General features: G+C 54.4%; 14 protein-coding genes. 7 read left to right on the forward strand and 7 right to left on the reverse strand.

The genetic code is table 11. From position 1 onward, the window contains the following. Positions 1-16: 16 nt before the first annotated feature. Entirely contained in the window at positions 17-832 is an 816-nt protein-coding gene (gene djlA, locus L977_RS03575) for a co-chaperone DjlA (protein ID WP_014882509.1), read from the reverse strand. 239 nt (positions 833-1,071) lie between these two features. Here djlA and lptD point away from each other — a divergent pair, with 239 nt between their 5' ends. Genes lptD through apaH form a run of 6 tightly spaced genes read left to right on the forward strand, consistent with a single transcriptional unit; the run spans position 1,072 to position 7,801 of the window. Then, complete coding sequence (gene lptD, locus L977_RS03580) at positions 1,072-3,423, forward strand: LPS assembly protein LptD (RefSeq protein WP_047624777.1); 2,352 nt, start codon at positions 1,072-1,074, stop codon at positions 3,421-3,423. Positions 3,424-3,476: 53 nt separating this feature from the next. Continuing rightward, positions 3,477-4,763, forward strand: a complete 1,287-nt coding sequence (surA, locus tag L977_RS03585; RefSeq protein WP_014882507.1) for a peptidylprolyl isomerase SurA — start codon at positions 3,477-3,479, stop codon at positions 4,761-4,763. Continuing rightward, on the forward strand, positions 4,763-5,749 hold the full coding sequence (gene pdxA, locus L977_RS03590) for a 4-hydroxythreonine-4-phosphate dehydrogenase PdxA (RefSeq protein WP_014882506.1): 987 nt from the start codon (positions 4,763-4,765) through the stop codon (positions 5,747-5,749). The genes surA and pdxA overlap by 1 nt, the downstream gene beginning before the upstream one ends. After that, positions 5,746-6,567, forward strand: a complete 822-nt coding sequence (rsmA, locus tag L977_RS03595; protein WP_047624780.1) for a 16S rRNA (adenine(1518)-N(6)/adenine(1519)-N(6))-dimethyltransferase RsmA — start codon at positions 5,746-5,748, stop codon at positions 6,565-6,567. The genes pdxA and rsmA overlap by 4 nt, the downstream gene beginning before the upstream one ends. Before the next feature lie 3 nt (positions 6,568-6,570). Further along, positions 6,571-6,948 (forward strand): Co2+/Mg2+ efflux protein ApaG, encoded by a 378-nt coding sequence (gene apaG, locus L977_RS03600; protein WP_014882505.1) that lies wholly within the window; start codon positions 6,571-6,573, stop codon positions 6,946-6,948. Positions 6,949-6,952: 4 nt separating this feature from the next. After that, positions 6,953-7,801 (forward strand): bis(5'-nucleosyl)-tetraphosphatase (symmetrical) ApaH, encoded by an 849-nt coding sequence (gene apaH / locus L977_RS03605; RefSeq protein WP_047624783.1) that lies wholly within the window; start codon positions 6,953-6,955, stop codon positions 7,799-7,801. 34 nt (positions 7,802-7,835) lie between these two features. Here apaH and folA read toward each other — a convergent pair whose 3' ends face one another. The 3 genes from folA to kefF form a co-directional block, all read right to left on the reverse strand. Then, on the reverse strand, positions 7,836-8,315 hold the full coding sequence (folA, locus tag L977_RS03610) for a type 3 dihydrofolate reductase (RefSeq protein WP_006173915.1): 480 nt from the start codon (positions 8,313-8,315) through the stop codon (positions 7,836-7,838). Positions 8,316-8,429: 114 nt separating this feature from the next. Beyond that, positions 8,430-10,295 carry a glutathione-regulated potassium-efflux system protein KefC gene (kefC, locus tag L977_RS03615; RefSeq protein ID WP_032637522.1) on the reverse strand — a complete coding sequence of 622 codons (1,866 nt, stop codon included), beginning with the start codon at positions 10,293-10,295 and terminating at the stop codon, positions 8,430-8,432. After that, positions 10,288-10,818 (reverse strand): glutathione-regulated potassium-efflux system oxidoreductase KefF, encoded by a 531-nt coding sequence (gene kefF, locus L977_RS03620; protein ID WP_014882502.1) that lies wholly within the window; start codon positions 10,816-10,818, stop codon positions 10,288-10,290. Before kefF ends, kefC begins: the two co-directional genes overlap by 8 nt. Before the next feature lie 376 nt (positions 10,819-11,194). On the opposite strand from kefF, the gene L977_RS03625 reads away from it, so the two are divergent. Further along, positions 11,195-14,113 carry an autotransporter family protein gene (locus L977_RS03625; protein ID WP_197061792.1) on the forward strand — a complete coding sequence of 973 codons (2,919 nt, stop codon included), beginning with the start codon at positions 11,195-11,197 and terminating at the stop codon, positions 14,111-14,113. A 47-nt stretch (positions 14,114-14,160) separates the two neighbouring features. Here the strand turns inward: L977_RS03625 and L977_RS03630 are convergent, their stop codons facing one another. The 3 genes from L977_RS03630 to carA form a co-directional block, all read right to left on the reverse strand. Then, a complete protein-coding gene (locus L977_RS03630; protein ID WP_014882500.1) occupies positions 14,161-14,394 on the reverse strand; it encodes a YgdI/YgdR family lipoprotein in 234 nt (77 codons plus the stop codon). Positions 14,395-14,533: 139 nt separating this feature from the next. Beyond that, the gene (gene carB / locus L977_RS03635) at positions 14,534-17,758 is read right to left on the reverse strand and encodes a carbamoyl-phosphate synthase large subunit (protein WP_045282302.1); all 3,225 of its coding nucleotides are present in this window, start codon (positions 17,756-17,758) and stop codon (positions 14,534-14,536) included. Between the two features lie 18 nt (positions 17,759-17,776). Next, positions 17,777-18,925, reverse strand: coding sequence for a glutamine-hydrolyzing carbamoyl-phosphate synthase small subunit (gene carA / locus L977_RS03640; protein WP_014882498.1), 1,149 nt, complete (start codon positions 18,923-18,925; stop codon positions 17,777-17,779). Positions 18,926-19,029 lie beyond the last annotated feature (104 nt).

Consider the following 19,029-nt stretch of genomic DNA (forward strand, 5'->3'; position numbering starts at 1 on the left):
AGTGTCGGGCCCTTTTTTATTTGAAACCTTTCTTCTCTTTAATCAGCTCGTAAGCCTTCTGAATTTCCTGCGCTTTCTGCTTCGCCATCTCCATCATTTCCGGCGGTAAGCCTTTCGCGACCAGTTTGTCAGGGTGATGCTCGCTCATCAGCTTGCGATAGGCGCGTTTGATGGTGGTTTGATCGTCAGTGGGTTTCACGCCAAGTACGTTGCACGCATCGTCCAGCGTCGGTCCACGCTGCGCCTGCTGCCATGCACCGCCGGAAGACTGCTGGTGATACCCCCCGCCAAACTGCGCGCCGCCCTGCATCATGCGTAAGAACTGGTCGAACTGCATTCGGGAGATGCCCAACTCTTCTGCAATGACGTACAGAACATCACGTTCATTAGGATGCAGTGAACCGTCAGCAAACGCCGCCTGGATTTGAATTTCCAGAAACATCCTAATTAAATCAAAACGTCCGAAGCAGATGCTGCGGAACTGACGCATTTTTTCACGCAACGGATAGTTATCTGATTTCCCAATGCGAAACGCATTCTGCGCGGCCACACGGGATTCACCATGCAAATTCATGCGGTCCATAAAGATGCTGGCGATTTGAATATCGGCTTCGGTCACGCGGCCTTTGGATTTGGTTAAATGCCCCATGACTTCAAAGGTGGTGGAGAAAAAGAGTGACTGGCGCTCGCGCTGATTCGCAAACCAGGCCATTTTGCGGCTGCGCGCCTTATCAAACATATGACCGATAATGAGCCCAAGCACGATTCCCCAGAACCCGGCACCCATGATGATGGCGAACGCAACGCCGATTATTTTACCCCAATACTGCATATACTCCCCGGATAGTCATATTCCTGGCCGACGCAACGTCATCATCACAGTGTTCAAGCCACGGTCAATTGAAGGACATCGCCTATAATTTGCTTTATCATACTCGTCATTCGATAGCGAGCCTAACACTCTGGCACGCAAACGGGCAGGATTAACGCTGGTACTGCGCTGATGAGTAAGATAGTCTCTGAGCGTTTGTAAGCCGTAGCCACTGATGACGGAACAATAAAATACAACGTATGAAAAAACGTATCCCCACCCTTCTGGCCACAATGATTGGCACCGCCCTGTACAGTCAACAGGGGCTGGCGGCCGATCTCGCCTCGCAGTGTATGCTTGGCGTTCCAAGTTATAATCGCCCACTGGTGCAGGGTGATACAAATAGCTTGCCGGTAACCATTACTGCAGACAGTTCTAAGGGTACTTATCCTGACAACGCCACGTTTACGGGCAATGTGGATATTAACCAGGGCAATAGCCGCCTGCAGGCAGATGAAGTGCAGTTGCACCAGAAGCAGCCGGAAGGCGCGGCCGAGCCGGTACGAACGGTGGATGCGCTGGGTAATGTGCACTATGACGACAATCAGGTCATCCTGAAAGGTCCGAAAGCCTGGTCAAACCTGAATACGAAAGATACTAACGTCTGGGAAGGTGATTACCAGATGGTGGGTCGCCAGGGACGCGGTAAAGCGGACCTGATGAAACAGCGCGGTGAAAACCGCTATACGATCCTGGAAAATGGCTCCTTTACCTCCTGTCTGCCAGGGTCAAACACCTGGAGCGTGGTCGGGAGCGAAGTGATCCACGACCGTGAAGAGCAGGTCGCGGAGATCTGGAACGCCCGCTTTAAGCTGGGTCCGGTACCGGTATTCTACAGCCCTTATCTTCAGCTTCCCGTGGGTGACAAGCGTCGCTCGGGCTTCCTGATCCCCAATGCCAAATACAGCACCTCGAACTACTTTGAGTTCTACCTGCCGTATTACTGGAACATCGCGCCCAACATGGACGCCACGATCACGCCGCACTATATCCATAAGCGCGGCAACGTCATGTGGGAGAACGAGTTCCGCTACCTGACTCAGGCCGGTGCGGGTCTGATGGAGCTGGATTATCTGCCGTCAGATAAAGTCTTCCAGGATGAGCACCCGACCGAAGGCGACAAGCACCGCTGGATGTATTTCTGGCAGCATGCCGGGGTACTGGATCAGGTCTGGCGTTTTAACGTCGACTATACCAAGGTCAGCGATCCTTACTACTTTAATGACTTTGACTCCAAGTACGGTTCAAGTACCGATGGTTATGCCACGCAGAAATTCAGCGTTGGCTATGCCATTCAAAACTTTAACGCCACGGTGTCAACCAAGCAGTTCCAGGTCTTTAATACCCAAACAGCAAGTACCTACGGTGCTGAACCGCAACTGGACGTGAACTGGTACCAAAACGATGTCGGTCCTTTCGACACCCACGTCTACGCTCAGGCGGTGCATTTCGTTAATACCAACTCGGATATGCCAGAATCCACACGCGTTCATATTGAGCCGACGGTCAACCTGCCCTGGTCAAATGACTGGGCAAGTCTGAATACCGAAGCCAAGCTCATGGCGACGCACTATCAGCAGAAAAATCTGGACTGGTACAACAATCGCTATGGTACCGATCTTGAAGAATCAGTAAACCGTACGCTTCCCCAGTTTAAGATGGACGGTAAACTGATTTTCGAACGTGATATGGCACTCCTGGCGGATGGCTATACTCAGACGCTTGAACCGCGTATGCAGTATCTTTACGTGCCTTATCGCGATCAGAGCAAGATTCAGAACTACGACTCCTCTTTCCTGCAATCGGACTATAGCGGCCTGTTCCGCGACCGTACCTACGGTGGTCTCGACCGAATTGCTTCCGCTAACCAGTTAACGACCGGTGTCACATCGCGCGTTTATGATGAATCTGCCGTTGAACGTTTTAACGTTTCTGTTGGTCAAATTTACTATTTCACCGAGTCTCGTACGGGTGATGACGACATTAACTGGGAGAAAGACAACAAAACGGGGTCACTGGTGTGGGCGGGTGATACCTACTGGCGCATGACCGATCGCTGGGGTCTGCGCGGTGGGTTGCAGTACGATACGCGACTGGACAATATCGCGACGAGCAGTGCAGCCATTGAATACCGTCGTGATGAAGACCGTATGATGCAGTTGACGTACCGTTATGCCAGTCCGGAATATATTCAGGCGACATTGCCGAACTACGCCAATGCTGACCAATACAAAGATGGGATTTCGCAGGTGGGTGGCGCAGCAAGCTGGCCTATCGCCGATCGCTGGTCAATCGTAGGCGCTTACTACTTTGACACTAACGCCAATAAACCTGCTGACCAGATGGTGGGTCTGCAATATAACTCCTGCTGTTATGCGCTGCGTGTCGGCTACGAACGTAAGCTTAACGGCTGGGATACTCAAAACAATCAGAGCAAATACGATAACGTGATTGGCTTTAATGTCGAACTGCGCGGCCTGAGTTCCAACTACGGCCTGGGCACCCAGCAGATGCTGCGTTCGAACATCCTGCCATACCGTAGTTCCTTGTAATGTATTTGATTTACAACGTAATCCGCTTTGCGGTTAATTGAAATGGAAAAAGTATGAAGAACTGGAAAACGCTGCTGCTCGGTGTCGCTATGGTTGCGAATACCAGCTTCGCGGCCCCCCAGGTTGTTGATAAGGTCGCCGCTGTTGTTAACAACGGCGTCGTGCTCGAAAGTGACGTTGACGGGCTGATGAAATCTGTGAAGCTCAATTCGGGCGAAGCAGGTCAGCAACTTCCGGATGACGCCACGCTGCGCCATCAGATCCTGGAACGACTGATCATGGATCAGATCGTTCTGCAGATGGGTCAGAAAATGGGCGTGAAGGTGACTGACGAGCAACTCGATCAGGCCATCGCTAACATCGCAAAGCAAAACAACATGTCTCTGGATCAGATGCGCAGTCGTCTGGCCTATGACGGCATCAGCTACGCCACCTACCGCAACCAGATCCGTAAAGAGATGCTGATTTCGGAAGTGCGTAACAATGAAGTCCGTCGTCGCGTCACGATCCTGCCGCAGGAAGTGGACGCGCTGGCAAAACAGGTGGGTAACCAGAACGATGCGAGCACAGAGCTGAACCTGAGCCACATTCTGATCCCACTGCCAGAGAACCCAACCTCCGATCAGGCTGCGGAAGCAGAAAGTCAGGCACGTTCTATTGTCGAACAGGCGCGTAACGGCGGCGACTTTGGCAAGCTGGCTATCACCTACTCCGCTGACCAACAGGCGCTGAAAGGCGGCCAGATGGGCTGGGGACGTATTCAGGAGCTGCCATCCATCTTTGCCCAGGCGCTGAGTACGGCGAAGAAAGGCGATATCGTGGGTCCAATCCGTTCCGGTGTGGGCTTCCACATTCTGAAAGTGAACGATCTGCGTGGTCAGAGCCAGAACATTTCCGTGACTGAAGTTCACGCTCGCCATATTCTGCTCAAACCGTCACCGATCATGACTGACGATCAGGCACGTGCGAAGCTGGAGCAGATTGCGGCAGACATTAAGAGCGGTAAAACCTCGTTTGCCAATGCCGCGAAGGAGTTCTCTCAGGATCCAGGCTCTGCTAATCAGGGCGGCGATCTGGGCTGGGCTGCAGCAGATATTTACGATCCTGCCTTCCGCGATGCGCTGATGAAGCTGAACAAAGGCCAGATCAGTGCTCCGGTACACTCTTCATTTGGCTGGCATCTGATCGAGCTGATGGACACCCGTAACGTGGATAAAACGGATGCGGCGCAGAAAGACCGCGCTTACCGTATGCTGTTTAACCGTAAGTTCTCTGAAGAAGCGGCAACCTGGATGCAGGAACAACGCGCCAGTGCTTACGTGAAAGTTCTGAGTAACTAATGAAACCGCATCGTGTTGTGATCACCCCCGGCGAACCCGCCGGGATTGGGCCAGACCTCGTTGTCCAGCTCGCCCAGCGAAGCTGGCCAGTGGAACTGGTTGTCTGCGCAGATGCAACACTGTTACAAGACCGGGCGAAGCTGCTCGGTCTGCCTTTAACGCTTATTCCTTACGTTGAAGGCCAACAGCCAGCACCACAGCAAGCCGGTACGCTCACGGTTCTTTCTGTCCCTCTTCGTACACCGGTCATTCCAGGCCAGCTCAGCACGGAAAACGGCCACTACGTCGTGGAAACCCTCGCGCGCGCCTGCGACGGTTGCCTGAAGGGTGAATTTGCTGCCCTGATCACCGGCCCCGTGCACAAGGGCGTCATCAACGAAGCGGGTATCCCCTTTACCGGGCACACGGAATTCTTTGAAGAGCGCTCGCACAGCCCGAAAGTAGTGATGATGCTGGCGACGGAGGCAATGCGCGTTGCGCTCGTGACCACCCATCTGCCCGTTAAGGCCATTCCTGATGCCATCACCCCGGCACTGCTGCGGGAGATCATCGGGATCCTGCATCATGACCTGCAAACCAAATTCGGCATCAAACAGCCACACGTTCTGGTTTGCGGCCTGAATCCGCATGCGGGAGAAGGTGGACACATGGGCACCGAAGAGATCGACACCATTATTCCGGTGCTTGAAGAAATGCGCGCTAAAGGGATGAATCTTAGCGGGCCGCTCCCTGCGGACACGCTTTTTCAGCCGAAATACCTGGATAATGCCGACGCCGTCCTCGCGATGTACCACGATCAGGGCCTGCCCGTGCTAAAATACCAGGGCTTTGGCCGCGGGGTGAATATCACCCTCGGTTTACCCTTTATTCGAACGTCCGTTGACCACGGTACTGCGCTGGATCTGGCAGGACAGGGGAAAGCGGATGTCGGCAGTTTTATTACGGCGCTTAATCTCGCCATCAAAATGATTGTTAATACTCAATGACTAATCGAGTCCATCAGGGCCACTTAGCCCGAAAACGCTTCGGGCAAAACTTCCTCAACGATCAGTTCGTGATCGAAAGCATTGTTTCGGCTATTAATCCGCAAAAAGGTCAGGCTATGGTCGAAATCGGTCCGGGCCTTGCTGCACTGACCGAGCCGGTAGGCGAACGCCTCGACGAGCTGACCGTCATCGAACTGGACCGCGATCTTGCCGCACGCCTGCAAACGCACCCGTTCCTCGGACCGAAGCTGACCATCTACCAGCAGGACGCCATGACCATGAACTTTGGCGAACTGTCGGAGAAAATGGGTCAGCCGCTGCGCGTCTTCGGCAACCTGCCGTACAACATCTCCACGCCGCTCATGTTCCACCTGTTTAGCTATACTGATGCCATTGCCGATATGCACTTCATGTTGCAAAAAGAGGTGGTTAACCGTCTGGTTGCAGGGCCGAACAGTAAAGCGTATGGTCGTTTAAGCGTGATGGCACAATATTACTGTAACGTGATCCCGGTACTCGAAGTGCCGCCGTCAGCGTTCACACCACCACCGAAAGTGGATTCAGCGGTTGTGCGCCTTGTGCCACATAAAACGAAACCCTATCCGGTTAAAGATCTGCGTGTCCTCAGCCGCATTACCACAGAAGCCTTTAACCAGCGCCGTAAAACGATCCGTAACAGCCTGAGCAATTCATTTACCGTTGAGGTGTTAGCCGAGCTGGGGATCGACCCGTCAATGCGTGCGGAGAACATTTCCGTAGAGCAGTACTGCAAGCTGGCTAATTACATCAGCGAAAATGCGCCGCCGAAGGAGAGTTAAGCCATGATTGATTCGCCCCGCGTATGTGTCCATGTACAAAGCGTCTATGTTGAATCGCAATCCTCACCCGATGAAGAGCGTTTTGTCTTTGCTTACACCGTGACCATTCGCAATCTGGGGCGGATGCCCGTGCAGCTGCGCGGGCGCTACTGGCTTATCACCAACGGCAATGGCCGCGAAATTGAAGTTCAGGGTGAAGGTGTCGTGGGCGAACAGCCCCACATCGCCCCTGGCGAAGAGTACCAGTACACCAGCGGTGCGGTGATTGAAACGCCGCTGGGTACCATGCAAGGCCATTACGAAATGGTCGACGTCGATGGCAATGTGTTCCGCGTTGCTATTCCTGTGTTCCGTCTCGCCGTAACCACACTCATTCATTAATCTAATGTCTACATATCTGATTGGCGACGTTCACGGTTGCTACGATGAACTGATCGCATTGTTAAAACAGGTCGACTTTACGCCAGGGCAGGACACCCTCTGGCTGACGGGCGATTTAGTCGCGCGCGGCCCGGGCTCGCTTGAGGTTTTACGTTTCGTCAAATCGCTGGGCGATAGCGTGCGCATGGTGCTGGGCAATCACGATCTCCATCTGCTGGCCGTGTTTGCCGGGATCAGCCGCAACAAGCCTAAAGATCGCCTCACTCCGCTGCTGGAAGCGCCAGACGCGGACGATCTGATTAACTGGCTGCGCCGTCAGCCCTTGTTGCAGGTCGACGAGGATAAAAAACTGGTCATGGCCCATGCCGGGATCACCCCGCAATGGGATCTTGAGACGGCAAAAACCTGTGCGCGTGACGTAGAAGCGGTACTGGCGAGCGACTCGTATCCCTTCTTCCTGGATGCCATGTACGGCGATATGCCGAACCACTGGAGCGAAGAGCTCAGCGGTCTGGCCCGCCTGCGCTTTATCACCAATGCGTTCACCCGCATGCGATTCTGCTTCCCGAACGGGCAGCTGGACATGTATTCCAAGGAAACGCCGGAAAGCGCGCCTGCCCCCCTCAAACCGTGGTTTGCCATTCCGGGGCCGGTAACAACCGAATATAGCATAGCGTTTGGTCACTGGGCGGCACTGGAGGGCAAAGGCATGCCAGAGGGTATCTACGGTCTGGATACCGGCTGCTGCTGGGGAGGCAAGTTAACCTGCTTACGCTGGGAAGATAAAGCTTACTTTGTGCAGCCATCCAACCGACAGCAGGACTCAGGGGAGAGTGAGGCCGTCGCCTCCTGATGAATCCCCCTCACCCAGGGTGAGGGGGAAAAACTTAACGACGTTCCAGAATCTCGAAGCAGTAGCTGTGGGAGTTCTGCGCATCGGCGTCGTGGAATTCACTGAATACGGATTCCCACTCGTCCGGATCGTAATCCGGGAAATGGGTATCCCCTTCTACTTCCGCATCAATGTGGGTCAGATACAGCTTCTGCGCTTTAGGCAGGAACTGCTCATACACACGACCACCGCCGATCACCATGATCTCTTCGGCATCACCGCAGGCAGCAATCGCTTCATCTACGGACTTAACCCATTCGACGCGATCGTCAGTACCCGGCTGGCTACTGATAACGATATTCTTACGGCCCGGCAATGGACGACCAATCGACTCCCAGGTCAGGCGGCCCATCACTACCGGCTTGTTTAACGTCGTACGTTTAAACCATGCGAGATCGGCAGGCAGGTTCCACGGCATGGCATTTTCCATACCGATAACGCGGTCTACCGCCAGCGCTGCAATCAGACTGATCATTGAAAATTTCCCGGATGCAAAAAATTGCCGCCACTATACGGAAAGCTTAATCTTTCGTCGACTGGCGGCAGAGTAAAGATACAGAAATTTTTTAATATTGCTGGCAACGCCACTTCACACTGAAGGTTTACTCTCGGGCTCGTCAGCCGGATCGCCGGTATGCTTGCCCTCTTCCGTGCCCTGCCAGCCATGACGCTGGATCAGCGACAGATGATTACGGTCCTCATTGATGATTTCCGTCAGCATCGCACTGGTGCGTTTAAACACCGCCGCCCGCTCCGTGGCCGTGCTGCCTGCCATCGCCGCCATCTCTTCCACCATCCCGGTGTTAAATCGGCGGAACAGATCCGCACGTTCGCGCGCTTCATACGCCCCGAGCCCCAGATTCTCGAGCGCCATACGCCCGGATTTCAGCGCACCTTCGAATGTTTCACGCTCGGGTGCCTCAACGCCTGCCTGACGTAGTCGGATGTAATGATCCACATCGCGCGCGCGGGAAATGATCGTCAGCGCCGGGAAATGTTCTTTTACCAGCTCCACCATCTGTATGCTGGTCTCCGGATCGTCAATGGCGTTAATCAACACCTCCGCTTTTGCGGCCCCCGCGGATTCCAGCAGATCGACACGGGTGGCATCACCGTAAAACACTTTCATATCAAATTTACGCAGCGTATCGACATGGTCGGGATCGTGGTCGAGGATGACCATTTTCACCCCACTCGACAGCAGCAAACGCCCTACGATCTGTCCGTAGCGACCAAAACCAGCGATGATCACGCGTGGTTGCTCCTCGTCGATTTCATCGGCTTCGCGCTCCTGATCGCTACCCGATTTTTCGAGGCGAGTCAGCACCACCAGCAGAACAGGTGTTGCCGCCATCGAGAGTGCGACCGCCAGCGTCAGCGCTTTTGCCCACTCAGGATCCAGCACGTTTGCCATCTGCGCGGCGCCAAAGACCACGAACGCAAATTCACTCCCCTGCCCCAGCAGTACGGCAAACCAGCTGCGCTGTTTACCCGGCACATTTAAAGGCCGCGCAATCAGCCACAGCATTGCCATTTTAATGACCAGGAAACCGACCAGCAGGATGATAATCCGCAGCGGGTGTGTGACCAGCGTGCCGAAGTCGACGGACATCCCCACGCCGATGAAAAACAGTCCCAGCAGCAACCCTTTGAACGGCTCAATATCGCTTTCCAGCGCGTGCCGGTATTCAGAGCTTGCCAGCAGAACGCCCGCAAGGAACGCCCCCATCGCCATCGACAGCCCGGCTTCTTCCAGCAGCAAACCAAAACCAAAGACCAGGAACAGTGCCACGGCGCTGAACACTTCGCGCAGACCCGAGCGGGCGACAAAACGCAGCAGCGGACGGGTCACGTAGCGGCCCAGCAGGACCACCAGTGCCAGCGCCCCTACAACCTTCAGTGCCGACAGCGCGAACGCGCCCAGCGTCGTGGAGGAGCCGCTTGCCGCCAGCAACGGGATCATCGCCACCAGCGGAATCGCCGCTATATCCTGGAACAGCAGCACCGAGAACGCACTGCGCCCCATCTGGGAGACCGTCAGGTTTCGCTCGTTCATCGCCTGCATGGCAATGGCCGTCGAGGAGAGTGCCAGCGTCATGCCGATGAGCTCAGCCACTTTCCAGTCCATTCCCAGCAGGATGCAGAACCCGCCCAGCAGCAAGCCGCAGGCCACCATCTGCAATGCCCCACCGCCAAATACCGAGGCGCGAAGTTTCCACAGGCGCTGCGGATCGAGCTCCAGACCAATCACAAACAGCATCAGCACAACACCGATTTCAGCGAAATGGAGAATCGCCTCTGCATCCGTAACCAGACGAAAACCCCACGGCCCAATGACGCAGCCCGCAATCAGGTAGCCGAGAACCGAGCCCAGCCCCAGGCGTACCGCCACGGGCACAATCAGCGCCGCCGCGCCGAGATAAATCAGCGCCTGTATCAGCGTATGGCTATCCATGGTGCGTCTCCTGCCACTCAAGTAAGCGTTGTTTGTAATGGCGAGCCTGCGCCTGCAGCGTTTCATCGTCGCAGACAAACGTGCAGTGCATCGCAAAAGGTGGGATCCAGTTCAAACCACAATAGAGTGCAGTGGCCTGTAGCGGCTGGGCCAGCACGTCAAACCCCGGGAAAGAACCAATATCAAAGTGGCTTTCTCCTCCGCCAGTGGTCACCGCCCACATCAGGCTTTTCCCTTTTAGCGCATTGCCATTGTGGCCATACGCCCAACCGTGGGAGAAGACTTTATCAATCCAGAGTTTCAGGAGCGGAGGCGTGCTGTACCACTGCATTGGATGCTGCCAGATAATCAGATCGGCACGGGAGAGCGCGTCCTGTTCAGCAGCGATATCGATATTAAAATCGGGATAAAGTTGATAGAGAGAACGTATCTCTACGTTATCAAGCGTCCTTACCTGCTCAAGCATCCGCTTATTCGCATGCGAGTGCTGCGGATAAGGGTGCGCGTAAATTATGAGTATCATCAAATGACCTGTCTTCTTCTCTTCTTGTAGCAGTGAGTGTAGACAGTTAACCCGCCCGGTGAAAGGGTCAACAGGCCGCGTAAAGGTAAAACGCAACTATTGGCAACCCTCCTTCCTGGCGGGTATAGCAGACCTCAAACCAACAAAAATAACTGTTATCAGATGATATTTGAAATGAATAATTAAGCGCCAAAGCATATTGGCAAGTAATCAATTAAGAAAATATAAAATGATTCTTTAGCAAAATGATCTATACATAACACATTGAAAAAATAATAATTTTACGCTTTTTATCGTTGAATCATTCTTTTAAGTAGCCCAGAAGCGCTATTTTAAGTCATTAATTAGCGCCACTTCTTTTCAAATGGACGTGTAAATGCGCAACAAAATATTCAAATTAAACAAGACCACAAAAACTCTGGGAAATATATTTCCTGCTTTACTTATATTCACACCGGTAGTGGCCTTCGCTGGAACTATTAGCCAGTCAACCTCAGTACCCCAGGATTTTTCCGCTGATGCAGAATACGTGATAAATAAAGATGTCACCATTTCCTCCGCAGGAAGCGAGAGTGCCGTATCGGTCACAGGCATCAATGTCACATCCACGACCAACAAAGGTAATATTTCCGGAAAAGGGAATGGATTAGATATTAATACCGGGGCTCAGCGAGTCATTATTCATAATGAAAGCGGTGCAACCATTTCCTCTACAACAGCCAATGCCGTAAATGTTCAGTCAATGCTTGGCGATCTAAACAATGATGGAAACATCACAGGCACAGAGAATGGCGTGTTCGTCAGTGAAAGCTCTTCAGCCGTCAATATCGCTAACACTGACACAGGCATAATCAGAGGAAACACAGGCCTGAGTTCTCAGATTGGTGTGGGAATAAATAATAGCGGAAAAATAACGGGTACAAACGGCGATGGTATCAGCCTGAGCGATGGTAATACCAAAATTATTAATACCGGCACCTTAGAGGGAACGCAGTACGGTATCAACGTCACGGACACGTCGAAAGCGGACATCACAAACAGTGGCGCGATTAGTGGCGATACGACAGCTATTATGTTTGCCAGCACGAAAAATAATACGCTGGTACTGAACACAGGATCGTCACTCAAAGGAGATGTCATCTCCACCGCGTCAAAAGGCAACACGCTTTCACTGGTTGGTACGGGCACAGAAGACAGCAATTTCATCGGACTGAAGGAAGGGGATGGCTTTGCGTCAGTAAAAATGGATGGTGAAAAGTGGACGCTGTCAGGCAATATAGACATTATCGGCGCAGATGACTCTTTACAGGTCAACAGCGGTGATTTAGTCCTGTCAGGCGCCGTCGCGAATGCCGGTAATACCCTCGTTGCAAAAGATGCCTCTCTCCAGCTTGGTGATGGCAAGAACACCGCCACGCTGAGCGGTGGCCTGACCAACAACGGCACCGTTATTTTTAATCAGGGCAGTTCCTCCACATTCACCACCGGCATTACCGGCAGCGGTAATGTCGAAAAAGCAGATTCAAACACCCTGACGCTCTCCGGCAATAATAGCTACACGGGAAATACCGTTCTGCATAACGGTACGACGCTGATCGCCAGTGGTGCAACGCTCGGCGTGAAAGGCAGTAACGCCACCGTCACCGTTGAAAATGGTGCAGCGTTTGCCACGGCAGGTGAAGTGAATAACAACATTGATATCCTGACCGGCGGTACGCTGGCGGCATGGAATGCGATTCAGGGTAACACGACCCTGAGCGTTTCAGGTATCGATACGGTCAACGGCAACGTTACCAACGGTGGCACGCTGCTACTCGGCGCGGCCAATAACAGTGTTGGCAACAATTTCATAATAAACGGCGACTACACGGGTTCTTCTGGTAGCCAGATCGTAATGAACAGCAGCCTCGGCGAAGATAACGCACCAACCGACCACCTCACCATTACGGGCAGCAGCTTCGGTCAGTCCCAGGTTAATGTTAGTAATATGGGCGGTCTGGGCGCTCAAACGGTAAACGGTATGGAAATTGTGAGCGTCGGTGGCAGTTCTGAAGCCCAACTGACGCTGGCAGCACCGGTTGTTGCCGGGGCGTATGAATACAATCTGTATCAGCACGGCGACGGCAACTGGTATCTGGAATCGAAGGCGACGCCATCAGATGAGCCGGCAGACGATAATGATGACGGCGGAAACACCGACGGTGACAATACCGATAACGGTGGTAATACCGATAACGGCGACAATACCGACAACGGCGACAATACCGACAACGGTGGCAATACCGATACCGATGGCAACACGGATAACGGCGGTAATAGCGATAACGGTGGTAATAGCGATAACGGTGGCAACTCAGCCCCTGAAGTTATGGCCCCTGAAGTTGGCGCTTACTTAGGCAACTACCTTGCTGCCCAGGGTATGTTCCTGCACAAGCGTGACGATCGCGATCAAATCACCTTCCGCAATGAAGACGATCTGAACACCTGGATGTACGTTAAGGGGCGTTATCACGAGAACGACGCGGGTGGCGATAAAGTCAGCTACGACACCACCACGACCGTTCTGCAAGTCGGCAGCGATTTCATGAGCAAGCCAATGGACAATGGGATCCTGCGTGCCGGTGGCATGTTCGGTGCTGGCCAGGCGAAGACGCATTCGGATGCGAAGCACAACGTGCGTGATGCTCAAGGCAAGGTGGATGGTTTCAATGTTGGGGTGTATGCCACCTGGCAGGAAGATCAGAAATTACGTCTGGGCAGCTACATTGATACCTGGGCCGCTTATAGCTGGTACAACAATAAAGTGACCAGCAACCGCAATGATGAAGACTACGACAGCGAAGGCTTCGCTGCGTCTGTCGAAGTTGGCCACGCGTGGGTTATCCCGTCAGAAAACGCGCGTACCTGGAAGATCGAGCCGCAGGCGCAGGTGATCTACAGCTATCTCGATCAGGAAAATCATACCGATCGCGACGGCGTACGCGTAACGACCCTGGACAACGACAGCATCTTTGGTCGTCTGGGCGTTAAGTCCAGCTACTTCGAGCAGAAGGACGTGAAAGCCTGGCAGCCGTACGTTGCGGTGAACTGGCTGAAAGGGGCAGGCCAAAACGATCTGGCGTTTAATGATGAAACCGTGAGCAACGATACGCCGGAAGATCGTGGTCAGTTAGAACTGGGCGTCACCGGCAACCTGAACGAAACCACGACGCTTTCGCTGCGCGCCAGCGGCGAATGGGGTGAGAACAGCTATGCTGCCTATGGCGGCCATATCCTGCTGAACCACCGCTGGTAATCGTCCAGCAAAAGCGAAAAGCCGTGGCATTTGCCACGGCTTTTTTTTTAGTTATCCAGCTCGCCCATGGATTTCACCTGGTCACGGTTAATCTGCTCTGTTTGACCGGTTTCGGCGTTCTTGTACGACACCAGTCCGGTGTCATCATCTACCTGCGGTTTCCCGTCAGTCACGATGGTTTTGCCATCGGTGGTTTTGACTGCCTGGTTAGACGAACAGCCTGCTACGGTAAACAGTGCAGTGGCAGCCAGAACGGAAGCGATCAGTAATTTATTTTGCATGGTGTTTTCCCCTGCTCTCAGATGAATTTCGTTATCGACCTAACCATTTTAGGCTAACTGACTGAAAGCGGATGGAAAACCAGAAGGTTCTGAAGAGGGGAAGAATGCCCGGCAACCGAATGGCACCGGGCATTTTGTCTTACTTGTTAATCTGCGCGTGCATTTCCTGCACTGAAATCACCTTCTCGGTGGCATCCGCGTTCAGCGCCATAGCCGTTGCGAAACCGCCGTTCAGGGTAGTGTCGTAGTGCACTTTGTACTGCAGCGCGCTGCGGCGAATCAGCTTGGAGTCTTCAATCGCCTGACGGCCTGCGGTGGTGTTGATGATGTAGGTGTATTCGCCATTCTTGATACGGTCCTGAATGTGCGGACGACCTTCATGCACCTTGTTCACCAGGCGCGGGTTGATACCGGCTTCACCCAGCACAATCGCCGTACCGTGAGTTGCATCCAGCTCGAAGCCCTGTTTCAGCAGCTTGGCCGCCAGGTCAACCACGCGCTCTTTATCGCCTTCGCGAACGGAGAGCAGCGCACGGCCTGATTTTCTCATGGTGGAGCTACTGCCGAGCTGCGCTTTCGCGAACGCTTCAGCGAAGGTGCGGCCCACGCCCATCACTTCCCCGGTAGAGCGCATTTCTGGCCCTAACAGCGGGTCAACGCCCGGGAATTTGTTGAACGGCAGCACCACTTCTTTCACCGAGTAGTACGGTGGAATGATCTCTTTGGTCACGCCCTGCTGCGCCAGCGTCTGGCCCGCCATCACGCGCGCCGCCACTTTCGCCAGCGGAATACCGGTGGCTTTGGAGACGAACGGGACGGTACGTGCCGCACGCGGGTTCACTTCAATCAGGTAGACTTCGTTGTCTTTCACCGCGAACTGGACGTTCATCAGACCGCGAACCTGCAGTTCAAAGGCCAGCTTCTGCACCTGCTGACGCATCACATCCTGAATTTCCTGGCTCAGGGTGTAGGCTGGCAGAGAACAGGCTGAGTCACCGGAGTGCACGCCCGCCTGCTCGATATGCTCCATGATGCCGCCAATCAGCACCATTTCGCCGTCGCAGATGGCGTCAACGTCCACCTCTACCGCGTCGTCGAGGAAGCGGTCGAGCAGCACTGGCGCATCGTTAGAAACGCTCACCGCCGTCTGGAAGTAGCGACGCAGGTCAGCTTCGTCATACACGATTTCCATCGCGCGGCCGCCCAGGACGTAAGAAGGACGCACCACCAGCGGATAGCCAATCTCTTTCGCCTTCTCAACGGCCATCTCAATGGCGGTGACGGTGGCGTTGGCTGGCTGTTTCAGCTTCAGACGGTCAACCGCCTGCTGGAAACGCTCGCGGTCTTCCGCACGGTCAATCGCATCCGGGCTGGTACCGATAACCGGTACGCCTGCGGCTTCCAGCGCACGTGCCAGCTTCAGCGGAGTCTGGCCACCGTACTGCACGATAACGCCTTTTGGCTTCTCAATGCGCACGATTTCCAGCACGTCTTCCAGAGTAACCGGCTCGAAGTAGAGGCGGTCGGAGGTGTCGTAGTCGGTTGAGACCGTTTCCGGGTTACAGTTGACCATGATGGTCTCGTAACCGTCTTCGCGCAGCGCCAGCGAGGCGTGTACGCAGCAGTAGTCAAACTCAATGCCCTGGCCGATACGGTTTGGACCGCCGCCCAGCACCATAATCTTGTCGCGGTCGACGGACGGGTTCGCTTCACACTCGTCTTCATAGGTGGAGTACATGTACGCGGTGTCGGTGGAGAACTCCGCCGCACAGGTGTCCACGCGCTTGTAAACCGGGTGCAGGTCATACTGGTCACGCAGCTTGCGGATTTCCGCTTCACGTACGCCCGCCAGCTTGGCCAGACGCGCATCGGCGAAACCTTTACGCTTCAGCATACGCAGGAAGTCTGCGTCCAGGCCATTGATGCCCAGCTCTGCCACTTTCTCTTCCAGACGCACCAGCTCTTCAATCTGCACCAGGAACCAGCGGTCAATGTTGGTCAGGTTGAATACGCCGTCGACTGACAGGCCAGCACGGAAGGCATCGGCGATGTACCAGATACGCTCTGCACCCGCATCTTTCAGTTCGCGGCGAATTTTGGTCAGTGCTTCCGGGTCTTCCAGGCTAACTTTCGGGTCAAAGCCGGTTGCACCCACTTCCAGGCCGCGCAGCGCTTTCTGCAGGGATTCCTGCTGCGTGCGGCCAATCGCCATCACTTCACCGACAGATTTCATCTGGGTGGTCAGACGGTCGTTCGCGCCGGCGAATTTCTCGAAGTTGAAGCGAGGAATTTTGGTGACGACGTAGTCGATGGACGGCTCGAAGGACGCAGGGGTGCGGCCACCGGTGATATCGTTCATCAGCTCATCGAGGGTGTAACCCACCGCCAGTTTCGCCGCCACTTTCGCAATCGGGAAGCCGGTCGCTTTGGAGGCCAGCGCGGAGGAACGGGACACGCGCGGGTTCATTTCGATAACAATCAGACGCCCCGTTTTCGGGTTCACCGAGAACTGCACGTTTGAGCCGCCGGTTTCCACGCCGATTTCACGCAGCACCGCCATCGAGGCGTTACGCATGATTTGGTACTCTTTGTCGGTCAGCGTCTGGGCTGGCGCAACGGTGATGGAGTCGCCGGTGTGGATACCCATCGCATCGAAGTTTTCGATGGAGCAGACGATGATGCAGTTGTCGTTTTTATCACGCACCACTTCCATCTCGTACTCTTTCCAGCCAATCAGCGATTCATCAATCAGCAGCTCTTTGGTTGGCGAGAGATCCAGACCGCGTTCGCAAATCTCTTCGAACTCTTCGCGGTTGTAGGCGATACCGCCGCCGGTCCCCCCCATGGTGAAGGATGGACGGATGATGCACGGATAGCCCACTTCAGCCGCAACGGCCAGCGCCTCCTCCATATTGTGCGCGATACCGGAACGCGCGGTGTCGAGGCCGATTTTTTTCATCGCCACGTCGAAGCGACGACGGTCTTCTGCTTTATCAATTGCATCGGCGGTCGCGCCAATCATGGTCACGCCGAACTCGGCCAGCACGCCCTGACGCTCCAGCTCGAGCGCACAGTTTAGCGCCGTCTGGCCACCCATGGTTGGCAGCACAGCATCCGGACGCTCTTTCTCAATGATTTTGCGTACCACTTCCCAGTGAATCGGCTCGATGTAGGTTGCATCCGCCATTTCCGGGTCGGTCATGATGGTCGCCGGGTTGGAGTTGACCAGGATAACGCGGTAACCCTCTTCACGCAGGGCTTTACATGCCTGCGCACCGGAGTAGTCAAATTCACAGGCCTGGCCGATAACAATCGGGCCAGCGCCAAGGATCAGGATGCTTTTTATGTCTGTACGTTTTGGCATGGTCTTCTCGGCTCCTGATTATTTAGCGGTCTTACGGTATTGCTCGATAAGTTCGATGAAGTGATCGAACAGCGGCGCGGCGTCGTGCGGGCCCGGGCTGGCTTCCGGGTGGCCCTGGAAGCTGAACGCTGGCTTATCGGTACGATGAATCCCTTGCAGGGTGCCATCGAACAGTGATTTATGCGTCACGCGCAGGTTAGCCGGCATTGACGCTTCATCGACGGCAAAACCGTGGTTCTGCGCGGTGATCATCACCGTGTTGTTATCAATATCTTTCACCGGGTGGTTACCACCGTGGTGGCCGAACTTCATCTTGATGGTGTTCGCACCGCTCGCCAGCGCCAGCAGCTGATGGCCGAGGCAGATGCCGAATACCGGGATGTCGGTTTCCAGGAAGGACTTGATGGCGTCGATAGCGTAGTCGCACGGTGCCGGGTCGCCAGGACCGTTAGAAAGGAAGATGCCATCCGGGTTCATCTTCAGTACGTCTTCGGCAGAGGTTTTCGCCGGAACCACCGTCAGACGGCAGCCGCGGTCAACCAGCATGCGAAGGATGTTGCGCTTGGCGCCGAAATCATAGGCCACCACGTGGAACGGCAGCTCGCTCTCTTTTTTCGCTTCTGGCAGGTCGCCTTCCAGCGTCCAGCTACCCTGCGTCCAGCTATAGGCTTCAGCGGTAGTCACTTCTTTCGCCAGGTCCATGCCGTTCAGACCCGGGAAGGCTTTCGCTTTTTCCAGCGCCAGCGTGGCATCGAGGTTATCACCCGCGATGATGCAGCCGTTCTGTGCACCCTTCTCGCGCAGCAGACGCGTTAACTTACGGGTATCGATATCAGCAATCGCCACGATGTTATGGCGCTTCAGGTAAGACGAGAGATCTTCAGTGCTGCGGAAGTTGCTGGCAATCAGCGGCAGGTCGCGGATGACCAGGCCTTGCGCATGTACCTGAGAAGATTCTTCGTCAGCCGCATTGGTGCCGACATTGCCGATATGAGGATAAGTAAGAGTAACGATTTGGCGAGAATAGGAAGGATCAGTGAGGATTTCTTGATAACCGGTCATTGAAGTATTGAAAACGACTTCCCCAACCGCCGAACCCGTTGCCCCTATGGCCCGACCGATAAACTGGGTTCCGTCTTCCAGAACCAATAGCGCTGACTTAATCAAAACACCCTCCAGAGAATATTCACTCACTTTATTTGCATATTAATTCATAACCATGTCATGAATCAATGCAAATGTGTTGCCAGCGGATTTTTGGCAAACGGCGG

This window comes from Enterobacter sp. ZOR0014, assembly GCF_000798855.1.
In the GTDB taxonomy this organism is placed as follows: Bacteria; Pseudomonadota; Gammaproteobacteria; order Enterobacterales; family Enterobacteriaceae; genus Enterobacter; species Enterobacter kobei.